This window comes from Bartonella sp. EBT8, from assembly GCF_055796165.1.
Genome location: NZ_JBTTDJ010000002.1, coordinates 130663 through 157094, shown reverse-complemented (window position 1 = coordinate 157094; position 26432 = coordinate 130663). Strand labels below are relative to the sequence as shown.

General features: G+C 36.1%; 19 protein-coding genes, 1 tRNA gene and 1 pseudogene. 12 read left to right on the top strand and 9 right to left on the bottom strand.

Annotated elements, in window-relative coordinates; all coding sequences use genetic code 11:
• Positions 1-432: 432 nt before the first annotated feature.
• The gene (locus AC0QT4_RS02530; protein ID WP_473200157.1) at positions 433-2949 is read right to left on the bottom strand and encodes a DNA translocase FtsK; all 2517 of its coding nucleotides are present in this window, start codon (positions 2947-2949) and stop codon (positions 433-435) included.
• Positions 2950-3405: 456 nt separating this feature from the next.
• On the opposite strand from AC0QT4_RS02530, the gene AC0QT4_RS02525 reads away from it, so the two are divergent.
• From AC0QT4_RS02525 to rpoH, 3 genes are all read left to right on the top strand, one after another.
• Entirely contained in the window at positions 3406-4836 is a 1431-nt protein-coding gene (locus AC0QT4_RS02525) for an aldehyde dehydrogenase family protein (protein ID WP_473200156.1), read from the top strand.
• Positions 4837-4866: 30 nt separating this feature from the next.
• Positions 4867-5865 carry an RluA family pseudouridine synthase gene (locus AC0QT4_RS02520; RefSeq protein WP_473200155.1) on the top strand — a complete coding sequence of 333 codons (999 nt, stop codon included), beginning with the start codon at positions 4867-4869 and terminating at the stop codon, positions 5863-5865.
• A gap of 153 nt (positions 5866-6018) precedes the next feature.
• Positions 6019-6903: an RNA polymerase sigma factor RpoH gene (gene rpoH / locus AC0QT4_RS02515; RefSeq protein WP_473200154.1), complete on the top strand. Its 885-nt coding sequence runs from the start codon at positions 6019-6021 to the stop codon at positions 6901-6903.
• Between the two features lie 138 nt (positions 6904-7041).
• Here the strand turns inward: rpoH and AC0QT4_RS02510 are convergent, their stop codons facing one another.
• The 3 genes from AC0QT4_RS02510 to AC0QT4_RS02500 form a co-directional block, all read right to left on the bottom strand.
• Entirely contained in the window at positions 7042-8439 is a 1398-nt protein-coding gene (locus AC0QT4_RS02510) for a hypothetical protein (RefSeq protein ID WP_473200153.1), read from the bottom strand.
• 245 nt (positions 8440-8684) lie between these two features.
• The gene (locus tag AC0QT4_RS02505; protein ID WP_473200152.1) at positions 8685-9974 is read right to left on the bottom strand and encodes an adenylosuccinate synthase; all 1290 of its coding nucleotides are present in this window, start codon (positions 9972-9974) and stop codon (positions 8685-8687) included.
• 386 nt (positions 9975-10360) lie between these two features.
• Complete coding sequence (locus tag AC0QT4_RS02500) at positions 10361-11524, bottom strand: phosphoserine transaminase (RefSeq protein ID WP_473200151.1); 1164 nt, start codon at positions 11522-11524, stop codon at positions 10361-10363.
• A gap of 404 nt (positions 11525-11928) precedes the next feature.
• Here AC0QT4_RS02500 and AC0QT4_RS02495 point away from each other — a divergent pair.
• Positions 11929-12004: transfer RNA gene (locus AC0QT4_RS02495), tRNA-Phe, on the top strand.
• Between the two features lie 98 nt (positions 12005-12102).
• Here AC0QT4_RS02495 and AC0QT4_RS02490 read toward each other — a convergent pair.
• A pseudogene (locus AC0QT4_RS02490) lies at positions 12103-12285 on the bottom strand (helix-turn-helix transcriptional regulator).
• 995 nt (positions 12286-13280) lie between these two features.
• On the opposite strand from AC0QT4_RS02490, the gene AC0QT4_RS02485 reads away from it, so the two are divergent.
• Positions 13281-14516: an MFS transporter gene (locus AC0QT4_RS02485; RefSeq protein ID WP_473200150.1), complete on the top strand. Its 1236-nt coding sequence runs from the start codon at positions 13281-13283 to the stop codon at positions 14514-14516.
• Between the two features lie 878 nt (positions 14517-15394).
• Here AC0QT4_RS02485 and AC0QT4_RS02480 read toward each other — a convergent pair.
• Together AC0QT4_RS02480 and AC0QT4_RS02475 are read right to left on the bottom strand one after the other, a co-directional pair.
• Complete coding sequence (locus AC0QT4_RS02480; protein WP_473200149.1) at positions 15395-15565, bottom strand: hypothetical protein; 171 nt, start codon at positions 15563-15565, stop codon at positions 15395-15397.
• Entirely contained in the window at positions 15562-15723 is a 162-nt protein-coding gene (locus AC0QT4_RS02475; RefSeq protein ID WP_473200148.1) for a hypothetical protein, read from the bottom strand. The genes AC0QT4_RS02480 and AC0QT4_RS02475 overlap by 4 nt, the downstream gene beginning before the upstream one ends.
• 1261 nt (positions 15724-16984) lie before the next feature.
• Between AC0QT4_RS02475 and AC0QT4_RS02470 the strand changes: the two genes are divergently transcribed.
• From AC0QT4_RS02470 to lpxK, 7 genes are all read left to right on the top strand, one after another.
• Positions 16985-17404 carry an EVE domain-containing protein gene (locus AC0QT4_RS02470; RefSeq protein ID WP_473200147.1) on the top strand — a complete coding sequence of 140 codons (420 nt, stop codon included), beginning with the start codon at positions 16985-16987 and terminating at the stop codon, positions 17402-17404.
• Between the two features lie 254 nt (positions 17405-17658).
• Positions 17659-18108 (top strand): SRPBCC family protein, encoded by a 450-nt coding sequence (locus AC0QT4_RS02465; RefSeq protein ID WP_473200146.1) that lies wholly within the window; start codon positions 17659-17661, stop codon positions 18106-18108.
• A gap of 522 nt (positions 18109-18630) precedes the next feature.
• Complete coding sequence (locus AC0QT4_RS02460) at positions 18631-19962, top strand: TldD/PmbA family protein (protein ID WP_473200233.1); 1332 nt, start codon at positions 18631-18633, stop codon at positions 19960-19962.
• Complete coding sequence (locus AC0QT4_RS02455) at positions 19949-20752, top strand: 3'(2'),5'-bisphosphate nucleotidase CysQ (protein WP_473200145.1); 804 nt, start codon at positions 19949-19951, stop codon at positions 20750-20752. The genes AC0QT4_RS02460 and AC0QT4_RS02455 overlap by 14 nt, the downstream gene beginning before the upstream one ends.
• A gap of 47 nt (positions 20753-20799) precedes the next feature.
• Positions 20800-21042, top strand: coding sequence for a DUF4170 domain-containing protein (locus AC0QT4_RS02450; protein WP_473200144.1), 243 nt, complete (start codon positions 20800-20802; stop codon positions 21040-21042).
• Positions 21043-21592: 550 nt separating this feature from the next.
• A complete protein-coding gene (gene waaA, locus AC0QT4_RS02445; protein WP_473200143.1) occupies positions 21593-22915 on the top strand; it encodes a lipid IV(A) 3-deoxy-D-manno-octulosonic acid transferase in 1323 nt (440 codons plus the stop codon).
• The gene (gene lpxK / locus AC0QT4_RS02440; protein ID WP_473200142.1) at positions 22905-23924 is read left to right on the top strand and encodes a tetraacyldisaccharide 4'-kinase; all 1020 of its coding nucleotides are present in this window, start codon (positions 22905-22907) and stop codon (positions 23922-23924) included. The genes waaA and lpxK overlap by 11 nt, the downstream gene beginning before the upstream one ends.
• Before the next feature lie 45 nt (positions 23925-23969).
• Here lpxK and AC0QT4_RS02435 read toward each other — a convergent pair whose 3' ends face one another.
• Together AC0QT4_RS02435 and mutL are read right to left on the bottom strand one after the other, a co-directional pair.
• A complete protein-coding gene (locus AC0QT4_RS02435) occupies positions 23970-24206 on the bottom strand; it encodes a DUF2093 domain-containing protein (protein WP_473200141.1) in 237 nt (78 codons plus the stop codon).
• 122 nt (positions 24207-24328) lie between these two features.
• Positions 24329-26167 (bottom strand): DNA mismatch repair endonuclease MutL, encoded by a 1839-nt coding sequence (gene mutL, locus AC0QT4_RS02430; RefSeq protein ID WP_473200140.1) that lies wholly within the window; start codon positions 26165-26167, stop codon positions 24329-24331.
• Positions 26168-26432: the final 265 nt, after the last annotated feature.

The following is a 26432-nucleotide window of genomic DNA, read 5'->3' as shown; positions in this document are numbered from 1 at the left end:
AATGCAATAAAACTTGCACTTCTAGCACCCTTCCAATATCTTGCGATATTTCATTTCGTCTAAAAAAAACTCTCGTTTCTTATGTCCACTACAAGAAGAAAAGCTATAAAATACGTCCCAATTCTATTGAACCAAAGAGCACTTCTATAATCAGAGAAAAGAACAAAAGCCATCTGTCCTTATTTGAAGTTTTTTTAATTTCTTTACATTTAAGATAAACTAAAAATGTAAAAAACATTTTCATCCCTTCTTTATATCATCTTATTTTATGTACCGGTAGTTTCAATAAAAAATATCGCTTTTATTTTGTAAGTCTCCACTCATATTTTTAATATTTCATTTCAAAAAACGCAGAAAAACACCTGCTCTCATGAACTAACGAAAGCTTTAATCATTCACATAATGATCATTAGACATTTTTAATCACGCATTTTAAAAATTGTCTTGCTTATTATACTCAGTGACTAGAATTTCACGTTTTCCAACATGATTAGCAGCTCCAACAATACCTCTTTCTTCCATGCGCTCCACGAGAGAAGCAGCCTTATTATAACCGATTGAAAGCCGACGCTGAATATAAGATGTTGAGCATTTTTTATCACGTATAACAAGCTTTACAGCCTGCCTATAGAGTTCTTCGCCATCTTCACCAAGATTTTCTTCCTTAGAAACTTCAGAACCTGAATCAGCAGCCCCACCCTCTTTGTTATCGTCTTCACTTACTGTTACTGTTGCTAAATATTCAGGTTTTCCTTGCATTTTAAGATGTGCAACTATGGATTCAACTTCTTCGTCAGAGACAAAAGGGCCATGAACGCGTACAATACGGCCACCACCTGCCATATGAAGCATATCCCCTTGACCCAAAAGTGTTTCAGCACCTTGTTCTCCTAGAATTGTGCGACTATCTATTTTCGATGTTACCTGAAAAGAAATACGAGTAGGAAAGTTTGCTTTAATCGTACCAGTGATGACATCAACAGAAGGGCGCTGGGTAGCCATAATAAGGTGAATGCCTGCTGCACGAGCCATTTGCGCTAAACGCTGAATGGCATTTTCAATTTCTTTACCTGCTACCATCATGAGGTCAGCCATCTCATCAACAATCACAACAATATAAGGAAGCTGTGTTAAATCCATCGCTTCTTCATGATAAAGCATTTCTCCACTTTCTTTATCAAAACCCGACTGTACAGTGCACATGATCGTTTCGCCTTTTTGTGCCGCAAGGGCAACGCGTGCATTAAAACCATCAATATTGCGTACACCTAACTTAGCCATTTTACGGTAACGTTCTTCCATTTCACGAACCGCCCATTTTAAAGCTGTTACAGCTTTTTGGGGATCAGTTACCACAGGTGTTAAAAGATGTGGAATGCCATCATAAACAGAGAGTTCTAACATTTTAGGGTCAACCATGATTAAACGGCATTGTTTAGGAGTCATGCGATAAAGAATCGATAAAATCATTGTATTAATCGCAACCGATTTTCCCGATCCTGTTGTTCCTGCAACCAATAAATGAGGCATTTTTGCTAATTCTGCAATGACAGGCTCACCATTAATCCCCTTCCCCAAAGCAAGAGCAAGTTTAAATTGGCTTTCACGAAAAGAACTTGTTTGGATTAATTCTCGTAAATAAACCGTTTCACGAACCGCATTTGGCAACTCAATCCCAATAACATTCCGTCCAGGAATAACAGCAACGCGTGTAGAAATAGCAGACATAGAACGCGCAATATCATCAGAGAGATTAATAACCCGTGATGATTTCACTCCAGCAGCAGGTTCAAATTCATACATTGTCACCACGGGCCCTGGATGAACGTGAATAATTTCACCTTTAATGCCAAAATCTTCCAAAACACTTTCCAAGAGTCCAGCACCACGCTCCAATGTTTCCTGTGGAATCAGCGTTCCTTCATGCAGAACAGGTTCCTGTAATAAATTTATCGGAGGAAATTCATAAGGAGCATCATCAAAAGATTGAGTCTTTGACGTAAAAGTAGAATCATAATTGTATAAAGATGCGTTAGTCGATCGAAAAACTTTTCCTTTTGATTGCATTACAGAAAAATCTTTTGAATTTTTGGCAATACTTTCTGTTGCACAATCGGCAACACTATTAGTATTTTGTCTTTTTATAGGGCCCTCAATGTTGATTAACCTTTCAGCAGAATCCTCAACAATAAGATCGGAATGACACTTTTGATTCTCTTTAACTGTATCATTCTTTGCATGTTTCAAATGAGAAATCTTCTCCGCTGGTGTTTCTGATGTAATGGAATCGTAAAATTGTGGAAAGCGGTATTCAAGAACACGGTAGAGAGCCGTAATGGACTCATCAAAAGTAGAAGTCGCATCGAGAGGAATCTCATGACTCATGCAACCAATCGATGTTGCATCCTCTCTTGAAATTTTAGCATCAACCTGTTCTAATAGAAAGGATCCACACTCAAAAAATGCGTCATCAGAAAGATGAAAAACAGGCGTTGTTTTTTGCTCAACATTTTCTACTTGTAATTTATGCTTTTCTGCTTCCTCCTCAAGCGGCTTCCTAACAGCTTGTCGTGATAATTCTTTCAAAACAGTTGCATGACAAACAGACGCTTTATTTGCTATCGATTGTGAATTAATGACCCTTTTTGTTGGGATGGGATTTTTTGTATCCTTATTATGTATAATATTTGTGAGATTGTTTCGCTCTTTCTTCGTAAAAACTCTAAACTGCTTTGCAAAAACTGGATCTGACTCAATACGACGACGTAAAATCTCAACCTCTGGTGTTCGCGTAAAGCGCACATTTTGTCCGAGAGTGAATGCCTTTTTCCATACTTCCGGATAAGGAAATATCTCCGTAATCTTCGTAGATAACTTCCCTTCTGAGACACTTTGTGTACTCTCATCAGAAGAAGACGTTGAAATAGATTTTGTTTTCAAATTATGCATGGTATCCAACAAACTTATAGCAATGGAAAAAATACTTCTTCAAAAAGAATGCGTAGAGCCTACAGGATGAAGGTTAATAACCTTTTGCTAACTGTCATTTTTTAACAAAAAATAATGCTGTCATTTCTTTCACTGAGATTTTTTCGACAAATACTGGATAAATTGTAAAATCATGATCAATACAATTGTGCATCATTTTTCGTGAAAAAAAACTCCATGATAAAAAATTATGGAAAAATTGCCCATACTTCTCTTTCCTTCCCATTTTTTAAAAAGGATTAAGACAAATAATGCACGCCGTTCGCATAAGAAGTGCTCTTTAAATTTTACAGCCTTGTTGTTATAAAACAAACGCGTTTTTACCTTTGATAAGATTATCCTTGTTATTCTTGTTTAAAAAGGCTCAAATAGAACGAAATTTAATAATACAAAAATAGAAAAAATAGGGAGCGTATCATGTTTAACAAACGGAAATTTTATATCAATGGACAATGGGATGATCCAAGCACTCCTCATGATTTCCATGTCATTGATCCATCAACAGAAGAAGCTTGTGCTGTCATTAGCCTTGCCAATACAAAAGACGCAGATAAAGCGATTAACGCTGCTAAAGAAGCTTTTCAAACCTGGAAAACAACTCTGCCTCGTGAACGTCTTAACTTCGTTGAAAAAATTTTAGAAATCTACGAAAAACGCTCAGAAGAGATGGCAAAAACCATTTCAATGGAAATGGGAGCACCGATCGATATGGCACTCAATGCGCAAACAGCAACTGGTAGTTCCCATATTCGCAACTTTATTAAAGCCTATAAAGAGTTTTCATTTCAAGACATTTTAATAGAAGGAAATGAACAGGCAATTCTTCATTATGACCCTATCGGTGTTGTAGGATTGATTACTCCATGGAATTGGCCTATGAACCAAGTAACACTTAAAGTTATCCCTGCTCTCTTAGCTGGCTGCACTATGGTGTTAAAACCCTCTGAAATTGCTCCTCTTTCTGCTATGCTCTTTGCTGAAATTTTAGATGAGGCTGCTTTACCTGCCGGCGTTTTTAATTTAATCAATGGTGATGGTGTCAATGTTGGCTCTTATCTCTCTGCTCATCCACAGCTAGAAATGATTAGCTTTACCGGATCAACGAGAGCGGGGAAAGATATTTCTAAAAATGCTAGCAATACTTTAAAACGAGTCTGTCTGGAACTGGGAGGTAAAGGAGCTAATATCATCTTTGCCGATGCTGACACAGAAGCTGTTCAACGTGGTGTACGACACTGCTTTTATAACAGTGGACAAAGCTGTAATGCACCAACACGTATGCTTGTAGAACAAGCTCTCTATGAAAAAGCTATTCAAACAGCCAAAAATATTGCTGAACAAACAAAAGCGGGGCCAAGCCATCAAGCAGGAAATCATATTGGCCCAGTCGTTTCAAAACAACAATATGAAAAAATTCAAGATCTTATCCAATCTGGAATTGATGAAGGTGCAACTCTTGTCGCAGGCGGAATTGGTTTACCAGTAGGAATGGAGCGCGGTTATTATGTACGCCCAACAGTCTTTGCCGATGTAAAACCTCACATGCGTATTTTCCGAGAAGAAATCTTTGGTCCAGTCCTCTCGATTCTTCCCTTTAACACAGAAGATGAAGCCGTCGCTTTGGCTAATGATACAGAATATGGTCTTACAAACTATATACAGTCTCAAGATCGTAGCAAATGTCGTCGTATTGCGGCACAAGTCCGCTCTGGTATGGTAGAAGTTAACGGATATGGATTACCGAGTGGGAGTTACTTTGGAGGCGTAAAATTTTCTGGACGAGCTCGTGAAGGTGGTGATTGGGGAATTAAAGAGTTTCTTGATACGAAAGCAATTTCATATTGGTAAAGGATAATATTATAGCTTAATAGGAATTGTATGATAACACAGCAAATAACGGATGAAAGTGCTCTTGGGCAACGACTTGATCAGTGGCTTGCGAAAAAATATCATAATACGCTGTCACGCTCACGCTTGCAAACTCTCATCCGTGAAGGCTATCTTAAAATTGATGATCAATTAATAAAGGAGCCAAAAACAAAATTAAAACCCAATCAAATTATAGAATTGAAAATGCCACTCCTTCGTGATGCAGAACCTAGCGGTGAAGCCATTGCATTGGACATTCTTTTTGAAGATGATCATGTTATTGTCATTAATAAACCTGCTGGACTTGTTGTTCATCCTGGCAATGGTAATTGGACCGGAACATTGGTTAATGCCCTTCTCTATCACTGTGGTAATAGTTTATCTGGTATCGGCGGTGTTAAGCGCCCTGGTATTGTTCATCGTCTTGATAAGAACACAACTGGAATCATGGTTGTCGCTAAAAATGATCTTGCTCATAAAAGCCTGAGTATCCAATTTTCTGATCATGGACGTAACAGTGCATTAGATCGGCGCTATCACGCTTTGATTTGGGGATCTCCTCGTCGTAATATTTCGACAATTGATGCATCCCTTGGCCGTTCCCCTCATAATCGAATAAAACAAGCTGTCATCCATAATAGAAACACCCATACACGCCATGCTGTTACACATTTTTCTCTCCTTGAAAAATATCAAACCTCCACAGATACAACACCTTTTGCAAGTCTTCTGGAATGTCGTCTGGAAACTGGACGGACTCATCAAATTCGTGTTCATATGGCTTATATTGGACACCCCGTTATAGGTGATACTGTTTATGGAAACGCTTTTAAAACAAAATCGAATATGCTTAGTCCCATCATTAAGAATGCAATCGATCAATTTAACCGACAAGCACTCCATGCTGCTAGCCTTACTTTTGAACACCCTGCGACAGGTCAAATTATGTCTTTTTCTTCACCTCTCCCTCAAGATATGGCTGAACTTATTAAGAATTTTAAAAAATAAATTGAAACTTTTAGCCTTTTCAAGATTTCACAATAAAATATCTCTTTTTGAACAAAATTGAAAATTATGCTAGAATAAGGTTAGATGAATATTTATAATATCTGCAAATAGAATTTGCCTTATCAGGGAATTCATACAAAAGGAGGGTGCTTTATGGCCCATGTGAATGTGTTATCCGTGACGACAGGTGACGGAGGATTGAATCGTTACCTAGAAGAAGTGCGTCGTTTTCCAATGCTTGAGCCAAAAGAAGAATATATGTTGGCTCAACGTTATCGTGAACATAATGATCTAAAAGCCGCACATAGATTGGTAACGAGTCATTTGCGTCTCGTAGCCAAAATTGCAATGGGCTATCGCGGCTACGGACTGCCTATTGGAGAAGTTATTTCAGAAGGCAATGTTGGACTTATGCAAGCTGTTAAACGTTTCGACCCAGAACGTGGTTTTCGTCTTGCGACCTATGCAATATGGTGGATTAAAGCATCAATCCAAGAATATGTCTTGAGATCTTGGAGTTTGGTGAAAATGGGAACAACCGCTAATCAAAAGCGTTTGTTTTTCAATCTTCGTAAATTAAAAAGCAGGCTTCAAGCACTTGATAGTGGCGATCTTAATGCGGAACACGTAAAAGAAATTGCAACGAAGTTGAATGTGTCAGAAGATGAAGTTATTTCAATGAATCGCCGACTTGGTGGTGATACTTCACTCAATGCACCTCTCCGCACAAAAGAAGGTGAAAACGGTGAATGGCAAGATTGGTTGGTGGATGACTCCAACAATCAAGAGCAGATTTTAATTGAACAAAGTGAATTGCAAAATCGCCGTTCTATGCTCACAAATGCTATGGATAATCTGAATGAACGTGAAAGACGCATATTCAAAGCACGTCGTTTAAGCGATAAACCTTTGACACTAGAAGAACTCTCCAGTGAATTTAATATCAGTCGAGAACGTGTAAGACAAATCGAAATGCGTGCATTTGAAAAAGTACAAAATTTCATCAAATCTTCTGTTTTATCCGAAAGTCAAATATAAAACTTTAAAGATCAAGTGTAAACTCGATTGCTTGTGCATTCTTAAAAGTAAGCAGGAGCAAAGTGTATTTGCTCTCTATTCTTAAATTGAAATACAAAGCCCTTTTGATGGAAAAAATTCATTGTGGCTCTTTGTCTGCTAATACATTGATGCTTTATTTTTCTGTCCAAGAATTGTTCGCTTATCTGGTTGCGTAAGCCATTGCCCAATAACTTCATTAAAAACAGACTTACCTTTTAGCCCTTTTGCAAAGGTTAATTCGCTTATTCGTCCCTTTTTATCAGTTAACACTAAACGTACCCAATCCAATTCTCGCATCAATTGTAAATTTCGATCAAGAAATGGTTGGTTGCCACTCAAAGCAACAAGAAAGAGATTATCATCAATCTTTGCTGCAATAGCCCTTGTTAAAGCCTGTCCAATGGATTGTTCACTTGCTTTAAAAGTGAATGCTTGAACATTACTTATAGCTTGACCTGAAAAATTATCAGAAGGAATAAAAATAAGATCCATAATATATGCAGCAGGAAAAGAGACCTCAGTATTACGACGTAAAATTAACCGTAATGATAACCCTTCATCTGGAATTGTTATATCACCTTGTATAGTTGGTTCTTCTAAAGTACCCTTCTCACGAAATTCCTTTATAAGTGTCCAATGAACACTCCCTGTTGCTACTTTTTCTGCATCATAATTTGTACGTGCTTGATAAAAAACAGCTTCACCTCGTTGTTCAAACGATTGGAAATTACTGGAAACAACTGTTGAAGTTCCTTCTTTATTAGAAGAATCTGCTGCTTGATCTAAGCCAACATCAACTTCTCTCCCATCCTCTAATAAGCGTTTCGTTAATTTTTGGTTAACCGCAAGTGCCTTTGATAACGGATGAGAAATTTGCTGATTTTCCTCAGAAAGCTGATAGTCATCTAATACAAAAATACGGCGACCAACAAAACAAACTCCAATAGTTAAGACGACAAGACTAGCAATAACAGCAGTACTTATCACAATACGTTTTTGCATCGAGGACCGATTAGCACGACGCATGGCTTGAGAAAAAATATGCGAAACAATGTATGGATTATCCGCTTCCGAAGAAGAAGCTAAATAAGTTTCCATCTTGACAGGCTCTGCGTCTGGTGTAACGGACACACTAAGTTTATCAAGCACTTTGTTATCCTTTGAACTTGTAACAAAAACCTGCTTTTCTTGTGTTTCTACCTCTAAAAACGCATTATCTTGCTGCAAAATAGAACTTTGCGTGTACTTGTCAACTTTAGTGCTATTTATAGGATTCCCTTCAATACCTGAAGAAAGTAAATTCTTTTCAAGAGCTAAATATTCTTCTTCAACAGTTGCAATAGCACTCTGCAAAATCTTCCTTTGCCCATCTGCTATGGCTTGTGGTGCTTTTGCTGCTACAAATTGATGTTCTAGTGTTTCGATAGCCCGCTTATAAATCCGTTGACGCACTTGCTGTGTAACATTACTTTGCGCATTAATCGCCCTTTTTAAGATTCCAACGAAATCTACCATATCCTCTATAATCTTTCTCAAACTGAGAAAAAAGATCCCAGTTATAAGGCCAAAAATGGCTTTATTCTAGCCTTTTAAATTGATTGTCATTTATATACGATACAACTATCCTAACAGTTTAAAACGAATATGAAAAATAAACAATGCTATTTTGTGCCTTTCTCTTATACACTCTCAAGCCTCTCGTCATAGAAAAGCACAAAGAATTAAATTTAGAATTTATACAGCAATTTTAAACATAATGATTAATTTTTAAAAGGATCAGTAATCAAAATCGTATCTTCACGCTCAGGGCTAGTCGATAATAAAGCTATGCTTGTCTTGGTCAGTTTTTCAATATAACGTATATACTTAATAGCTTGAACTGGTAAATCCTCCCAGCTTAACGCACGTGCTGTTGTATCCTTCCAACCTTCTAATGTTTCATAAATGGGCTTCACACGAGCTTGTGCTCTCATAGAAGAGGGTAAATAATCAATTCCTTTACCATCAAGCTCATAACCAATACAGATTTTAATTTCATCCAAGCCATCTAAAACATCAAGTTTTGTCAGTGCTATTCCCTGCACCCCACAAATCGTTACCATCTGACGTACTAAAACTGCATCAAACCAACCACAGCGACGTTTTCGACCCGTTACAACGCCAAACTCACGTCCTCGCATTCCAAGAAATTCGCCAATATTATTTATTTGCTCTGTCGGAAATGGTCCTTCTCCAACACGTGTTGTATAAGCTTTTGCAATACCCAAAACATAATGAATCGCGCTAGGTCCCATCCCTGAACCAGTGCATGCCTGTCCAGCAACTGTATTGGATGACGTCACATAAGGATAAGTCCCAAAATCATTATCTAATAAAGCACCTTGCGCCCCCTCAAAAAGAACATGCTTTCCCATCCGATAACTTTCATCTAAAAGGCGCCACGTACAATCCATAAAGGGTAAAATTTCATCTGCTACTTGCATCAACTCATCATAAAGCGCCTGAGAATCAATCTCTGCAACATCCATCCCACGACGCAAAGCATTATGATGTCCCAAAAGGCGTTCGATCTTGGCCATAAGCGTTTCAGCTTCCGCTAAATCCATTACACGAATAGCACGACGCCCTACTTTATCTTCATAAGCTGGTCCAATACCACGCTTCGTCGTACCAATTTTTAAACCAGACAAACCGCTTTCACGCATTGCATCAAGATCACGATGCAAAGAGAGAATTAACGGAGCATTTTCAGCAATACGTAAAATTTCTGGTGTAATTTTTATACCCTGATCACGCAGTTTTTTTAATTCTGCTACAAAATGATGGGGATCAACGACAACACCATTACCGATAATTGATAACTTTCCACGAACTAAACCAGATGGTAAAAGCGATAATTTATAACTAATTCCATCAACAACCAATGTGTGACCTGCATTATGCCCCCCCTGATATCTTACCACGATATCTGCACGCTCAGACAACCAATCTACAATTTTACCTTTACCTTCATCTCCCCATTGTGTACCGACAACTACTACATTGGCCATAACTTTCTCCGTCGTGTTTTGTCAAATAAAACCAGCATTCAAAAACAAATGTCTCTTTATAACGAAACCTTAGAGCAAGTGCGACTCTTCATTTCAGCTTTTTCTAATCTTAGTCATTAAATTTTCAAATTCATGATAATAAAGGTAAAAATATCAAGATATATCTTCATTTTAAATCTATTATTTTTGCCGCAAAAGGTAGAAATATTTAAAGATTTTGGTTGTTTCCTTAACCAATACCTGACAAATCACTCACACTCCTCTCATGATCTTTTGTAATCTGTACGATATTTGCAAATTGTTTATCTGTCACAAGAATACGAAAGGTCATCATTCCCTTTCGTATTTTTTTGAAAAAACACAGTATAAAATTCGCCAATAATGACTTAAAGACGAGCCTTTTCAACCTGAAATGCCCATTCAAGCCATTGTGTTAAAACTTCCAGATCAGAAGCCTCAATTGTTATACCTGTCCAAATTCGAATTCCTGGAGGTGCATCTCGATAAGAGCCAATATCATAAGCTACCCCTTCTTCATCAAGACGATTCACGACCGCCTTTATAAAAGACACCCGCTTTTCAGTATTCAAAGAAGTAATAACTGGGTCAACAATATCTAAACAAACAGATGTATTAGAACGTACCTGAGGATCTTTTGCCAAATATTCTAACCACGGTGTTTTGCGAACAAAAGCGTCGAGTACAGCAAAATTTTTCTCAACGCGCGCCATCAATGCGCGCAAACCACCCTGCGCCTTTGCCCACCTCAACCCATCAAGAAAATCCTCAACACAGAGCAGAGAGGGCGTATTGATGGTCACACCTCTAAAAATATTTTCAGTCAATTTTCCATCTTTTGTCATACAAAAAATTTGCGGCATAGGCCAAGATGGAACATAGCTCTCAAGTCGCTCAACAGCACGAGGACTTAAAATCACCATACCATGTGCAGCCTCTCCTCCAAGAACTTTTTGCCATGAAAAAGTAACAACATCTAATTTTGAAAAATCAAGATTTTGAGCAAAAGCTGCTGATGTTGCATCACAAATTGTTAACCCTGTTCTCGTATTTGGAATGAAATCGGCATTAGGAATACGGACACCTGAAGTGGTTCCATTCCATGTAAAAACAACATCACGATCAAAATCAATTTGTGTTAAGTCTGGTAGCTCACCATAAGGAGCTTTAAAAAGGCGCACATCAGAAAGCTTTAATTGCTCAACAACATCTGCAATCCACCCCAATCCAAAACTTTCCCACGCTGCCATATCAACGCCACGCTCACCTAATAAAGACCATAGAGACATCTCAACAGCTCCAGTATCTGAAGCAGGCACAATTCCTATACGATAATTAGAAGGCACTTCAAGAATCTCACGGGTTAAATCAACGACTTCAGCAAGTCTTAATTCTGCTTCTCTCGATCGATGTGAACGCCCAACTAATGCATTTTTAAGGACTTCAATAGTCCAGCCAGGTCGTTTACTACAAGGACCTGAAGAAAAATTAGGATTATTTGGCCGACAATTTGGTTTTTGCAACATTATCATTATTACTCCCCTTTTAGATGATGGCTTGCCTTTCTTTAAAGAAAAGCTAATCTTATAAAGACTGTGCCAATAAGTCCCCTTAAACAAAGATCAAAAACATTTCTATTTATTTCGTAAGCTTAAAACACACGGAAATCTTATGAAGAATATTTCTCTCAATTATATTTCTAGATTCATTCTTTAGAAAGATTTCCTTGTGCTATCACCACGATAAGACAACATTCTGATGAGAGTACACTAACGTATCGCAATATACCTATCAAGTTGATTTTACGAAAAGAGCGGTTATAATTGCTAGAATACCGAAATAAACTTATAAAAAATCAATTATTTTTCTTTTGATGACTGGACAGAGAAAATTTTAATGTTATAACCGCACACGTTTCATATGTTTTGTGAAATGTGCCCAGATAGCTCAGTTGGTAGAGCAGCGGACTGAAAATCCGCGTGTCCGTGGTTCGAATCCGCGTCTGGGCACCATTTTATTTCTTTAATATATTGAAATATATAATCTTTTTCTTAAAAGGACAAACTTTAGTCCACCTTTTATATAAGTTGACCTAAATTATTGCTATTTTCTAGGTAATTTTTTTAAGCGTAAATGCTAATATCTCTTTCTTTCTCCATCTCACTGACCTCTCCGCTTAAGGTAGAGGAAAAAATACCCTGAACAGCCAATTACGGATATTTATTGTCAAAAAGCTAAAAATCTGTGCACATTCACATGTTGTTACATATCAATCGTTATCATCAAATATCATCTCATTCCCTTTCATTTTATACCTTATCTAAACGGATTAGGGCACTCTCTTCGAGAAAAGTTGAAAGATACGCCCTCATAAGTTTAAGCTACTTTTGTGACAATCAGCTTCATATTCTGTTGAATTCCTATAAAGAAATATCCAATAGCTCTGTTAATCTGTTCAATTCTTTCCTCATATCAATGAACAGGTTGAAGCTTGAACCGAAAAATGGACTGTGTTCCTAGCAGTAGCTTCGCTAGACTAGATGTAGATGTTCTTTTATCAAACAATCTTATAGTAAAAGATAATTATTATTGAGGAACTGACAAAACTAAGCTAGTCTTATTACATTAAAATTATGTTTTTGCTGATGATTAGAAGAAGGGCAACGTCTTTTAAAGGCATTTATTGCAAAAAATTTGCTAAAATAGAGTGATTTATAGCTAAAAACTTGTTCATTTATATATTCATCCTTCTAAAGGATGAATTTTCTATTGCAATCAAAACTAAAACCTGACCTATTTTGATAATTTTCTGCTTCAGCAAGACATCTGGGATATATCTCCTTATAAACAATGAGTATACATTGTTGTCTTCAGACTAAAATAATATAATCAACATTTACTTAAAAAGCATTTTATACCCTTCACAAAAAATAGTGAAATTTACAGTACTCTTGACAAAAATAGGCGCTGTTTCTTATTTACTCGTGTTGACTTTAATCATTCTTATCAAAAAAGAGTTATAAAAAAATAAGGCATTTTTGTATTAATATGGTGAATTTTGATCTAATAGTTTTTAGATCCTCCTTCTTTTGGAACGCAATAAGAAAGAAAAATTATTATATTGCTTCATATTGATATGAATTATTGTCTTATGATGAAATTTTATTTACGTCTTCTATAAAATTATTAAGTATTTTTATTATCTTTTTCTTTAAATTTCATATTTACCAATTTTATTAAAGGTAATGTAATTTTAAGCGTAGAAAATTTTAATATCGGATGATTTATATGACTTTATTTACGAAAAGGAGTCCATTATCGTTTTTTCTCTCTCTATTTATTTCCAAAATGGGGGATTCTGCCTATGAAGTTATTTTTGTTTTACTTGTCTTAGAATTAACAGATAACGTCTTTTTTACAGGTCTTGTATATTTCTTTCGATTTATCCCTTTTCTCTTTTTCGGTCCTATAGGAGGTTGGTTAGCTGATAATTTTTCTTTAAAGAAAAATATGATCTTAAGTGAATTTATCAGATTATTAACCTCATTATTTGTTTTTATAACATATGTAACAGGTACTGCACAGATTATTTTTCTTATCTTTGCAGCAATATTGACAACAATAGGAAGGAGTATTTTTCAACCAAGTTTTCAAGCTGCTATTCCGAGAATGTTTTCAATAAATGATCTTACAAAGGCAAATAGCATTGCACAAATTATGGATGAAACTGCATCCGTAATTGGCCCTTTAGTTTGTTCGGTACTTCTTTTTTTCGCCAATAAATCGGCAGTACTCATTTTTGATTTTTTTACTTATTTTACATCTATTATATTGTTATTTAATCTCATAAATTTCAATTCAAATAAGAATAAATCTTTCAGTTTTATCAAAATTTATCGCGAAACAGCTTCCTATCTTCACTATATTTCTAAAGAAAATAATAATTTATTTATTACGCTCATTGGCTCGTCGTTTGCTATTCTCTTTACTGGTGCAATTTTAAGATTTTTAATTCCAGCTTTTGTTCTTTCCGTTGGTGGAGAGGAAAGCTTTGTTAGTTATATTTTTTCTCTCATTGCTGTTGGAACTATTGTAGGTGGTTTATTGTATAGTAAAATTATATTAAAGATTACATCGTTGAAGCTAATGATATTTTGGCTTTTGTATGGGATTGCTATGTTCATGATACCATTAGTTGGAATATTTTATTTAAAACCGCTTCTCGTATTAGCATTTGTCTTAGGATTTATTGGTGCTTTTGTGGATATTAGTTTAGTTTCAGCTATCCAATTATGCTCTCGTCGTGAAGATCTTGGTAAGAGTTTTGGAACTTTTTCAACTTTAGCTAACTCTGCTGAAGCAGTATCTGGTTTTATTGCTGGACTTTTTGCACTCGTGGGCTTAATGACCTCTTTTTTGGCTATGTCTGCATTAATTATTTCTACTGGAATTGTTGGAGCTATAAAAATTAAGAAAAATAAGGATAAAATATCCCTTAATACTATAAGAGATGACAATCATTGACATATTTTATGCTTACACTTTTTTGGCGATTTTACGTAGAGTGGGAGTGTTAATTTCGGTAGATTTAATAACTGTTGTTTTATCTCCAAAAGTAATCAAGTGATGTGAGTCCTTTCCTGCATCGGCAGTTTTCCTGTAATAAATACTTCTTTCCTAGCTTCCTTGCGTGACCTCTGAGTAAAGCTCTCGTTCCATTCACCCCCTAACTTTCTCTTGATTAACTATTATTGTACAACAAAATTGGTATTCAACAAAAAATAAGCAGAAAAACATATGAAAAGATCTTGTGCACAACTTGATATAAATGTATAAATAATTATATATTATAATATGTTATTGATATTTTTCATTGAAAGAAATGAGCTTTTTATGGTAGAGTTTACAGCATAAAAATGATGTCTAGTTTGCGTATCAATTTTCAATATTGCGTTCAGAAAATAATGCATTTTTCCGCTAAAAAGTAAAATAAAGGGGGCTAGCATATTTAATAAAGTTATTTTAATCGGTCATCTTGGGACTTAATTAGAAAGCAGGACAATAGCTTTCGAAGCACATGTTGGTGAGTTTTCGTCAACTCTGGACCAGAGATACAAGAGTAAAACAACAAACCAAAAGTCGATAAAACTGAATAGTATTCTATTGTTGTTTTTAATCCTCACTTTATAAAAATTGCTCTTCAATATCTCAGGCACTAAGCCTTGATTTCTCCACAGACGGTAGCCGTTCTTACAAATGATCGTTGTGACATTCTACTCATTGATAAAATTGGCTCAACTGGAATGATCTCCAATGGAAAAAATGGAACCTGCCATTCCTACAATGCCATTTATAACTTTTAGAAGGAGAATGCCAAAAAAACTACATATAATCGATTTTAGTTAGAAGTCCTGCAACCACGCAACTTGCTGGTTCTTTTGAGTTTTCCCATCTCGATGAACAGAAACAAAGGAAGCGACCATATAAGCGTACTTTGAATCAAGATCTTTTGCTGAAATGAAGAGTTTCTTCATCCGTACTGTTGGCCCCTCAATCACTGCAATAGCATTCATACACGTGGTATCCCTCTTAACTCCATCGCTACAGAATTAGAAGTTATTCTAATTTCATCCTTTGCTATGGCATCACTTCTATCTCCTTCAATTTTTGCTGTCGGTTCGCTTGTGTATAATAAACCTTGAGAGATAACTTGAATCTCGCTCGCCCTCATAAAGTACCTGTATATAAACCACGAGTGATGAGAATATATAGCGTTTACCAAACAATCGATTTACCCCCATAAAAGTATGAACGCCTTCATATGCTTCCTTCGCATGCACACTTCCAAGAATATTGTTCAGGATTGTACTCTCATTTTTCTTCCATACAAACCAAGACAACACGTGCATCAACTTGCTTGAAAATGAGGTTAAGAGCACCAAGCAATGGACCGCGATGCTTATCAAGCTTAGAAAACTGTGATAAATCCCCGATCACTAACAGTGGTCTGGTTAGGGGAAAGGCTTGTACGTCATCCTACAGCATCATTTTATTATATTGAAATATATGGAGTTTTTATTTAATTGCCAATTTTCAGATTATCTTCTACAGTTTATGCAATTTCGGTTGTCAGTGCATTTTCTACTACAATATTTTTTAAACAATTTTCAAAGATTGTTTTATCACCAAAGAACTTTAAACACCTTTCAAAGTCTTCTCTTATATTTTCTCTCTAACTCTTATCTGGGCTATCTTTTGTGTTTTTTTCAACTTTTAGGTATAAAATCGATTTTTACGAATAACGCATTTAATGATAAAAATAGCTATAAAAACAACAAATTATTATGTTTCTCTTCCTAGTATAAAACTTAGTGTTAAACTATAATCAAAAAATTGTACTTTTATCGTGATACAATCCTTCAAAATCAGTTCAATAAAGATTTTGAAAGCTGCCTTTAGATTATTATATGATTTTTAATGCATAATCCTATATAAATTGCTTATATATGTAAGCTGTATTTGTTTATGATTAGAACAATTGTAAAAAATATCTTTCAACGAATGCTCTAGCAATAAATAAAATTATTCCTTAGTGTATTTTTAATTCTCGCGTTAAACTTTTCTCTGTTTTATGATTTAAAGATATAGCAAGTATAGTATAAGTTAGCTGATTAACAAAATGGAGTGCGCTTCTTTTAAAACGAAGACATGTAAGGATAATTCATTTGAGATGATTTTATGATCCTAACATCTGATTTAAATTCTCATTCAATAATTATTTAGCTAATTTTCTCATTAAGAAATCATATCTTATTACATTGTCTATACAATTATTATTAATGACATATCAGCTATTTACAGATTTAAGCTACTCAATTCTCTCCACCATCTTCAGTGGTGAGAAGAGGTTGCTTTTGTTACTGGATAAATTAAAAAAGAGATTTTATTTAATTTAGAAAATATTGCTTACTTTTTGAAAGAGTAACTATAAGATGAAATATTGGATTGCTGTCATTTCTCGGGCTCACGCGCAGCTTGCAGCAGAATTTGGCTTTCTTCAAGTCTGTCACGGTAAAACCAGTCCGCTTCGAAAAACATCCAAAGGAGATGAAGTCTTTATTTATTGTCCACGTAGTGAAATGGGCACTGGGCAAGTTCTTCAAACGATAGAGTTTCAGTGTGTGTTTAAGGATAATCACATTTATCAAGTAGAGCAAGCTCCTCATTTCATACCTTTTCGAAAAGATGTTATTTTTAATAAACAAGCAAAATCAGTTGTTTTAAAAGAGGTTAAAGGTCTTAAATTCTTGACTAATTCTCATTGGGGAATGTTAGCGCAACGAGTTTTTTTTGAAATTACGGCGTATGATGCAACCCGAATTCGCGAAGCAATGGGGATTTATGACGGTTAAGTATTAACTGTTTTCCTTATTTTTTATTTTTGATACGATATCTATAGAAGATTTCTTTAAAAAATTGAGCAGATTCATTTCACTAAAGCCTTATCTGAAAGAATAGATTGTTATCCACTCACTCTTTGTTATGATAATACCGTTCAGGGCTGAGCTAGAAGACGGAAGAATCTCTTAAATTGAATAGCTTCTTTTAGCCTGAATATTTATATATTTAATTTATTGAATGGAATTTTTTTATAAAGGGAACTCAAATGTTTAAATGGACCTATAGCGAAGAAATTAATACAGAAGCAAATGCTGAGCAAATTTGGTCTATGTGGGAAGATGCTGCGACTTGGCCTTGTTGGGACCACGAGCTTGAGTGGGTAAAACTTTCAGGTGATTTCAAAGCAGGAACTGTAGGACAGATGAAACCTAAAAAAGGACCTAAAGTGTCTTTTACACTTGATAAAGTTATTCAAAATGTTTGCTTTTCCGATTATGCTAAACTCCCTTTTACGCGTATGGTTTTTGATCATGAGTATATTAATTCAATGGAATCTGGTTCCTTAAATAACAAAATTCGTCATACGGTAACTATGTTTGGCTTTCTTGCTCCATTATTTGGAGCCATTATTGGATCGAAGATTAAATTGCATCTTCGCGATGCCATGATTGAAATGAGCCATCGTGCTCTTACTGGAAATAAAAATTTTTCATAGCTATACTCACTCATAATGACAATTGATCTTTGTTAAAAAGAAAACAATTTGCAAGCTAATCCTCTATTAAAATTAAATCTTTGAACCATTAATATGTGTTGCAATACTTATCAGCAAAGTATCTCCTTATGCTTGATTAGAAATGAAAGAGTGTTATAGAGAAAATGAAAATAACATGAAAATTAGTTTCATTCTTTATGGTGGATATGTAAATGGTTTAGATCATTTTGCAATTTTTGATTTTTAAATTAAGCGTTATCATGCAATTTTCTATTGGTTTTTTTGTAAACGTGAATTTGATTTTTTTAGATCACAAAAGAGAATTAAAAAGATTGAAACTAACGAGGTTTTAAGACTTATTGTGTTTTTAAAAAGAAGCTAACAAGAAAAATGCTCGATTTGTTACAAGAAAAACAAGGCATGAATGATACACAATTTTATTGATGAGCATACAAGAATTGCGTTTTTATATAAATTCGCCCAATTGCTTACCCATATAAGAATATATTAAGGGAGTCTATGATGACAGACAAAAACCAGATTGATAAAGCTGCTTTGTTGGTTGAAGCAGCAAAGCGTTCTGGAGCAGATGCTGCTGATGCTGTTGTTGTTCATACATATTCTAGCGGTGTATCAGTCCGTTTTGGGAAAGTTGAATCAACAGAAGCTTCAGAAAGCAATGATTTTACATTAAGAGTTTTTGTTGGCAAAAAAGTAGCAAGTGTTTCTGCTAATTTAGCGGCTTATCCGCAAGGACTTGCAGAACGTGCTGTTGCAATGGCAAAAGCTTCTCCTGACAGTTTATTTGAAGGTTTGGCAGATAAAGATTCTCTGGTTAAATATCCTAAAGATCTTGATCTTTTTGATGATTTTGTTCCACATAGTCATTTCTTAACAGAAGATGCTTTAAAAACAGAGGCAGCAGCGCTTGATGTTAAAGGAGTAAGCAATTCTGGTGGAGCTGCGACAGCTTATGGTCGTAGTGGATTTGTTCTTGTGACTAGCAATGGTTTTTGTGGAGCTTATCAATCCAGTTGTTTTTCACGTTCTTGTAGTACTGTAGCTGGTGAGGGTACAGCGATGGAGCGCGATTATGATTATACAACAGCCTTACATTTTTCTGATTTAGAGGCCGCAGAAATTGTGGGAAAAAATGCAGGAATGAGAGCTGTTCGACGTTTAGGAGCAGTTCGTGCTTCGACAGGGAGGGTAGATGTTATCTTTGATCCGCGTACAGCTCGTGGAATTGCTGGACATATTGCATCTATGGTGAATGGAGCGTCCGTGGCTCGCAAAACGAGTCTTTTACAAAATCTCTTGGGAAAAGCGGTGATGAAACCGAATGTGCATGTGAAAGATCAACCTTTGCGATTGCGTGGAAATGCTTCTCGTCCTTTCGATGGAGAAGGCGTAGAGGGACAAACATTAAATATTATTGAAAATGGTATTTTAAAAAACTGGCTTCTTTCATCATCTACAGCGCGTGAACTAGGTCTTAAAACCAATGGTCGTGGCGTGCGTTCAGCCTCATTGGTCCAGCCTGCAAGTACCAATTTTTCTATTGAACCGAGTTTAGTATCGCCTCACGATATGATAAAAAATTTACGACGTGGTTTTTATGTTACAGAATTATTCGGACATGGTATTGATTTTGTTACAGGTCAGTATAGTCGGGGTGCTTCTGGTTTTTGGATTGAAAATGGTGAAATCACTTATCCAGTGAGTGAAGTAACACTAGGGTCTGATTTGCTTCATATGTTAGCGCATTTAACGCCTGCAAACGATATTGATCGGCGTTATGGTACAGCAGCTCCAACATTATTAATTGAAGGGATGACCCTTGCAGGAATATAACACGCATCATTCTTCTGATTTAAACCTTTTGCTTGATGTTTGTCGAAAAGCAGGGGATTTAGCAATGAGGTATTTTGGGTGTACGTTGAACGTTTGGAGAAAAGAAGGTAATTCACCAGTCAGTGAAGCAGATTTTGCCGTTGATCGCTTTTTGAAAGAAAGACTTCTTGAAGCACGTCCACATTATGGTTGGATTTCAGAAGAAACAAAAGATGATCGAGGGCAAGGAGCTTACGCGCGCTACTTTGTGGTTGATCCTATTGATGGGACTCGTGGTTTTCTTTCTGGTAGCACCTATTGGTGTGTTTCAGTTGCCATTATTGAGAACGGACGTCCTATCGTTGGTGTCTTGCAATGTGCCGCACAGGGAGATGTGTATGCCGCTGTTATTGGTGAAGGGGCGACGTTAAATGGTATAAAGCTTCCCCTTTTGGCATCTCAGATTAATCGCAAATATAAAATCTCACTTGATAAATCGCTCGCTCAAAAATTGCCAGATGATTTTCTCAATACAGTCAGTCTTTATCGTCACATTCCTTCTCTCGCATATCGTATTGCTCTTATTGCTCAAAATGAAATCGATATCGTATTAGTTCGTCCGAATTGTCATGCATGGGATATTGCCGCGGCAGATCTTATTTTACAAGAATGCGGAGGATGTTTCCTATCGCTTGATGCATCTTTCATATCCTACGGAATTGAACCTCACCACTATGGACTTTTAATTGCGGGGAAAAATAATTGCTGTCAGGATATGATAGATGTTGTTCATAAAGCAAAGTTAGTTTAATCACAGATAAAAATACGCTAAAATTTCTTAATGATATGGAGGCACATATGACTGAAGACAACGAAAAAAAACAATGTTTGCATCTTGTATTTGGTGGAGAATTGAAAAACCTTAATAGCAATCAATTTAAGAACCTTGATGATTTAGATGTCGTTGGTATTTTTCCAGATTATCAATCCGCTCAAGAAGCATGGCAAGCGAAAGCACAAAGCAGTGTAGATAATGCATTACAGCGTTATTATATTGTAGATTTGCATCGCTTTCTTGATAATGAAATGAGTGATGCGTAAAAAAATCAGAAAAAGAAGCAGTGTATTTTAAGATGCTTTTTATGAATAAATCGATATTTACTCATAAAAGCGCGATTTGGATAATTTTCTTTTGTAAATTTAGAGATGAATGTGCCCTTTGTAAAAAAGTGAAAGATTAAATTTATTCATAATTTGATCATATAAAATAAAATGCCTCCTTATAAAGATGGGGGTGAGAGTGTTCATGCTTACAGCGCTCTTAAGTCTGATAAAAGATACCGTAATTGTGGATATAAATCCTATAAAACTAGAAAAAAGATTATTTTATTAGCCAAATTATTTACCTGTCCTATCATACTTTGTGTACATGCATTTTCATGAGGGAAGATTCTTGAAAAAGCACGGAATAAAATTACGTTTCTGCTTTTCAAATTATTCTCATGAATAAAGCGTTTTTGTTACCTAAAATGTGAAAAGTATTAGTATTTCGCTACTTGTTGGAAAAAATTGATGCAATAAACAGAGGGAAGAATCGTTTAATAGAAAAAAGCTTATAAACGTCTTAAACTAGGTGAATGAGGTGGTTTTAATGATGGAACTAAAGGCACGTACGGCTCTTTTAATCTATCGAATGATTGGCTTTTGTTTACGCCCCATTGTACCTTTCTATTTGCTTCTTCGCGCTATACGTAAAAAAGAAGAATGGGGTCGCAAAAAAGAGCGTTTAGGTAAAAGCCATAAAGTCCGTCCTCAAAGTCCATTAATTTGGTTGCATGCGGCTAGCGTTGGAGAAACTCTTGCACTTTTCCCACTTATTAATTATATTTTATCATTGAAAATCAATATATTATTAACAACAGGCACTGTAACATCTTCTTCTCTTGTAAAAAAGCAGTTTGGTAATCGGCTCATTCATCAATACGCTCCGTTGGATTTAGATTTGGCTGTGCGTCGTTTTATTAGTCATTGGAAGCCTGATTTAGCATTAGTTTGTGAATCGGAGATTTGGCCTCTTCGTATTAAAGAACTTGCCAAAAAGCATATTCCACAAATTTTAGTTAATGCTCGTATGTCTGAACATTCTTTCAAAGCTTGGCAAAAACGACCTGTTCTTGCCAGACATATTTTTAAGCATATCGACTTAGCTATTAGCCAAAACGAAAGAGATGTCGTTTATTATCAAGCACTTGGAGTAAAATCTGTAGCGTTTTCTGGTAATCTTAAGGCTGATGTTTTACCGCTTGAAGATCAAGATTTACTCACATATTATCGTAGTGCCATTGGCAATCGTCCAGTTTGGGCAGCTGTTTCAACCCATGAAGGGGAAGAAGAAATTGCTTTTGAGGTTCATGAGATTCTTAAAAATTATTTGCCAGATTTATTGACAATCATTGTACCTCGTCATCCTGAGCGTTTAGAAGATCTTTTTCGAAGATGTGACAATAAAAGCTTGCGTTTTATCCGTAGAAGTAGCAATGCTGTTCCAGATGCAAATACAGACATTTTTTGGGGAGATACGATTGGAGAAATGGGACTTTTCCTTCGCTTATCGAAAGTTTCTTTCATCGGAAAGTCATTATGTGAAGATGGTGGACACAATCCATTGGAATTAGCTTTGCTTGGTTCGGCTATTTTAACTGGACCTCATGTTTCAAATTTTCAAGAAATGTTTGAACAATTTTTAACGCATGATGCAGCATATAAGATTCAAGACACAAAACAGCTTGCTATTCAGGTATATAAACTTTTAACAAATGAGGTATTGCGACAAGAAATGGTTGATAAAGCCTATGAAGTAGCAACCGGTATGACGGGTGCACTTGAGCGAACATTAAAGCTTCTTGAGCCATTTTTACAACCTCTTGTAATACAAACAGGTTTAAATCAATATCAGGGGAAGCATGCGCATTAAGACACCTCATTTTTGGTGGAAAGAAAAAAGCTTTTTACGTCTTTTATTAGCTCCGATTTCTTGGATATATGGCTATTGTTCACAGCGCCGTATAGCACAACAACCCCCTATTATCGATCTTCCAGTTCTATGTATTGGCAATTTTACATGTGGTGGTACTGGTAAAACCCCTGTTGTCATTGCTTTTGCAAAAGCTGCTAAAGAGCTTGGTTTCATGCCTGGTGTTGTATCACGGGGTTATGGAGGAGCATTTAAGGGAGTACATCTTGTAAATGAGAAAGATGATAATGCACGCAATGTTGGAGACGAAGCTCTGTTACTTGTAAAGCATGCTTTTGTTGCTATATCAGTTGATCGTTATGCGGCAGCACAACGACTCAAGCAAGAAGGATGTAATCTTATTTTAATGGATGATGGATTTCAAAGCCGCCGTCTTTACATGGACTACGCATTACTCGTTGTAGATGCAATGCGTGGTTTTGGTAATGGAGCTGTTTTTCCAGCAGGACCCTTGCGTGTATCGTTAAAAACACAACTTTCTTTAACAGACAGTGTTTTATTGATTGGACACTCTGATACACATGATAAGGTTGCTTTTTTAGTCACTCGTGCGGGGAAAACTTTGCATCATGCGCACCTTAAATCATTAGCGTCTGGTGAGGTTTCAGGAAAATCATTTTTGGCATTTGCAGGTATTGGCAATCCAGATAAATTTTTTCAATCCATTAAAGAACTGTCTGGTCATGTGAAGCAAACTTACTCTTACCCTGACCACTATTTTTTTACCGACGCAGATTTAAAGAATCTTGCACAAAAAGCTAAAATGCAAAACTTATGGCTCGCTACAACAGCTAAGGATTATGTCCGTATACAAACAAACAGTGCACAAAAAGATTTAAAAAATCTTATTATCTTTGATGTCAAAGTCAATTTTTCTCAAAAAGATTTTTGCCGTATGCTGCTTGAAGAGGTCATAACCCGTTTTAGAAAGCGTAAACATCCCCTTTAATTTGCATTTTTGAAAGAAAAGACTGAATTTATAGTTTTCAACTGGTTATTTTTTCTGTGCTTTTAACAATTGGCTGAGATATGGATTACATTCAAGCTCGCGATGATAGGAAATTTCACAACTCGCATATGCTTCTTGACGCTGATGATTCCAATATTTTAAATCATCTATAGGGATTTTTTGTCCGCTTACAGCACAACGGGTATAAGTTCCATATTCTATGATTTTATATCCATTATTGGTATAATGAATTTTTGCTTCACGTTCATCATTGGAAAACATTCTTTCTAATCCCTTCCTGTTTGTATGAGAAATAACTGAGGAAAAGTGCCATAGAATACCTTATAAAGTCGAGAGTGAATTTAAAAATATTTCTTTCTTGCTAAAAAGCAATAAATAAAAATTTATTTTCTACCAAAAAGTCTCTCTATATCAGCCAATTTAAGTTCAATATAAGTAGGACGACCGTGATTGCACGTTCCTGTATTAGGGGTTGCTTCTATTTGTCGTAACAGTGCATTCATTTCTTCAGGGCGCAAAAGACGCCCTGATCGTATTGAGCCATGACAAGCCATAGTTGCTGCAACATAATCAAGCATTGCTTTTAAATTATCTGTTGTATCATATTCAGCGGCCTCATCTGCAAGATCTTTAATGAGCGCTTGTATGTTGATCTCTCCTAACATGGAAGGTGTTTCGCGCACAACGATTGCACCAGGTCCAAATGGTTCTATTCCCAAACCAAACTTCTGCAAAGCATCTTTGTGGGTTAAAAGACATGTTGCTTCTTCTTCAGAGAGTTCTACAATTTCAGGGATAAGCAACAATTGTGACGGAAGCGGTTTGGAATAAAGTGCATTCTTGAGCGCTTCATAAATCAATCGTTCGTGAGCAGCATGCTGGTCGACAATGATCAAACTCTCTTGAGTTTGAGCAATAATGTAGTTCTTATGGATTTGGGCCCTAGCTGCTCCTAAGGGATAAGATAATTCTTCTGATGATGGTATTGGGCTAGAAATGTAGGCATCACCGCTTGGTATATCTAAGCCCTCCATAAGAGGAGTAGCATCTTCTTTAAAACCAAGAGAACTGGTAATATCCAATGGTTTGTGAATCATTGAGGCGGATGCTAAATGCTGGTGCTGCGGATTGTGAGAAAAAGGTTGGTGAGTACTTTGAAAAGGCTTTAATGACTGTTGTGTTTGAAAGGCTGCTAACATTGCTTCAGAACGCGTTGAAGTAGGACGAACACCAATTTGATGCAGCGCTTCACGAATTGCTCCAACGATTAAACCGCGAATGAATCCTGAATCACGGAAACGTACATCTGCTTTAGCTGGATGAACGTTAACATCTACATCAGCGGGTGGTAAATCAATAAAAAGGATAGAGACAGGATAACGATCCCGTGTCATGACATCAGCATAAGCTCCTCGAATTGCACCCCAAATAAATTTATCTCGTACTGGGCGCCCATTAACATAAGCAAATTGATGAAGGCTATTACTACGGTTAAAGGATGGCAAACAAGCAAACCCCGTTAAACGTACTGTTTCACGCTCAGCATTAAGAGCAATACTGTTGGGAGCAAATTCTTTACCCATAATCTGCGTAATACGTTGTAACTGTCCTCGTGTATTATTTTCAGTAGCAGATAGTTCCATAGAAGTTCTGTCTGAACCTGAAAGAGAAAAGCGAATATGTGGAAATGCGATCGCAATTCGCTTAATCATATCAGTAATAGCATTTGCTTCAGCACGATCAGTTTTCATAAATTTTAGCCGTGCTGGAGTCACAAAGAAAAGGTCACGAACTTCAACAATCGTTCCAACGTTTCCAGAAGCTGGTTTTGGCCCAATAATTTTTCCTGCTGTAACAGCAATTTCATAAGCACTATCGGCATCTTTCGTTCGTGAGATTAATTTAAGTTTAGCAACTGAACCAATCGAGGGTAAAGCTTCTCCTCGAAACCCTAGAAAGCAGATATTATGCACGTCATCAGTAATTTTTGAGGTACAATGGCGAGAAACTGCTAGTGTTAACTGATCTTCCGGAATACCATAGCCATTATCGCTTACCTTTATAAAATTTTTTCCTCCGTTTGCCGTAACAATTTCGATTCGAGTTGCTCCTGCATCAATAGCATTTTCAACAAGTTCTTTGACAACATTTGCTGGCCGTTCAATAACTTCACCAGCAGCAATTTGATTAATAATATTTTCGCTAAGATGGCGTATGATCATAATAAATTCTAACAGGATTCTTGTGGATTCTATAATAGAAACTCTGAGCTATGATAGCATTATTTGTGCAACATTCAAGAATGGGTGTGGGTTAGAAATATTATTTGTAAAAGAACTCTTATTTACTTTCAAGAAATGTTGTACCAAGTACTATTTATTGTTTGTAACATTCTTGTATAAATTGTAGCAATAAATTGATTGGCAAAACCAAAAGAGAAGAAATTTATAACCTCAAAACGGTTTGCACTAATCAATCATCTGAGCC

What these genes read in the sequence shown, in the direction of transcription:
- AC0QT4_RS02530 (WP_473200157.1), bottom strand. Translation starts at nt 2,949, where the DNA reads ATGCATAATTTGAAAACAAAATCTATTTCAACGTCTTCTTCTGATGAG.
- AC0QT4_RS02525 (WP_473200156.1), top strand. Translation starts at nt 3,406, where the DNA reads ATGTTTAACAAACGGAAATTTTATATCAATGGACAATGGGATGATCCA.
- AC0QT4_RS02520 (WP_473200155.1), top strand. Translation starts at nt 4,867, where the DNA reads ATGATAACACAGCAAATAACGGATGAAAGTGCTCTTGGGCAACGACTT.
- rpoH (WP_473200154.1), top strand. Translation starts at nt 6,019, where the DNA reads ATGGCCCATGTGAATGTGTTATCCGTGACGACAGGTGACGGAGGATTG.
- AC0QT4_RS02510 (WP_473200153.1), bottom strand. Translation starts at nt 8,439, where the DNA reads ATGGTAGATTTCGTTGGAATCTTAAAAAGGGCGATTAATGCGCAAAGT.
- AC0QT4_RS02505 (WP_473200152.1), bottom strand. Translation starts at nt 9,974, where the DNA reads ATGGCCAATGTAGTAGTTGTCGGTACACAATGGGGAGATGAAGGTAAA.
- AC0QT4_RS02500 (WP_473200151.1), bottom strand. Translation starts at nt 11,524, where the DNA reads ATGATAATGTTGCAAAAACCAAATTGTCGGCCAAATAATCCTAATTTT.
- AC0QT4_RS02485 (WP_473200150.1), top strand. Translation starts at nt 13,281, where the DNA reads ATGACTTTATTTACGAAAAGGAGTCCATTATCGTTTTTTCTCTCTCTA.
- AC0QT4_RS02480 (WP_473200149.1), bottom strand. Translation starts at nt 15,565, where the DNA reads ATGAATGCTATTGCAGTGATTGAGGGGCCAACAGTACGGATGAAGAAA.
- AC0QT4_RS02475 (WP_473200148.1), bottom strand. Translation starts at nt 15,723, where the DNA reads ATGAGGGCGAGCGAGATTCAAGTTATCTCTCAAGGTTTATTATACACA.
- AC0QT4_RS02470 (WP_473200147.1), top strand. Translation starts at nt 16,985, where the DNA reads ATGAAATATTGGATTGCTGTCATTTCTCGGGCTCACGCGCAGCTTGCA.
- AC0QT4_RS02465 (WP_473200146.1), top strand. Translation starts at nt 17,659, where the DNA reads ATGTTTAAATGGACCTATAGCGAAGAAATTAATACAGAAGCAAATGCT.
- AC0QT4_RS02460 (WP_473200233.1), top strand. Translation starts at nt 18,631, where the DNA reads ATGACAGACAAAAACCAGATTGATAAAGCTGCTTTGTTGGTTGAAGCA.
- AC0QT4_RS02450 (WP_473200144.1), top strand. Translation starts at nt 20,800, where the DNA reads ATGACTGAAGACAACGAAAAAAAACAATGTTTGCATCTTGTATTTGGT.
- waaA (WP_473200143.1), top strand. Translation starts at nt 21,593, where the DNA reads ATGATGGAACTAAAGGCACGTACGGCTCTTTTAATCTATCGAATGATT.
- lpxK (WP_473200142.1), top strand. Translation starts at nt 22,905, where the DNA reads ATGCGCATTAAGACACCTCATTTTTGGTGGAAAGAAAAAAGCTTTTTA.
- AC0QT4_RS02435 (WP_473200141.1), bottom strand. Translation starts at nt 24,206, where the DNA reads ATGTTTTCCAATGATGAACGTGAAGCAAAAATTCATTATACCAATAAT.
- mutL (WP_473200140.1), bottom strand. Translation starts at nt 26,167, where the DNA reads ATGATCATACGCCATCTTAGCGAAAATATTATTAATCAAATTGCTGCT.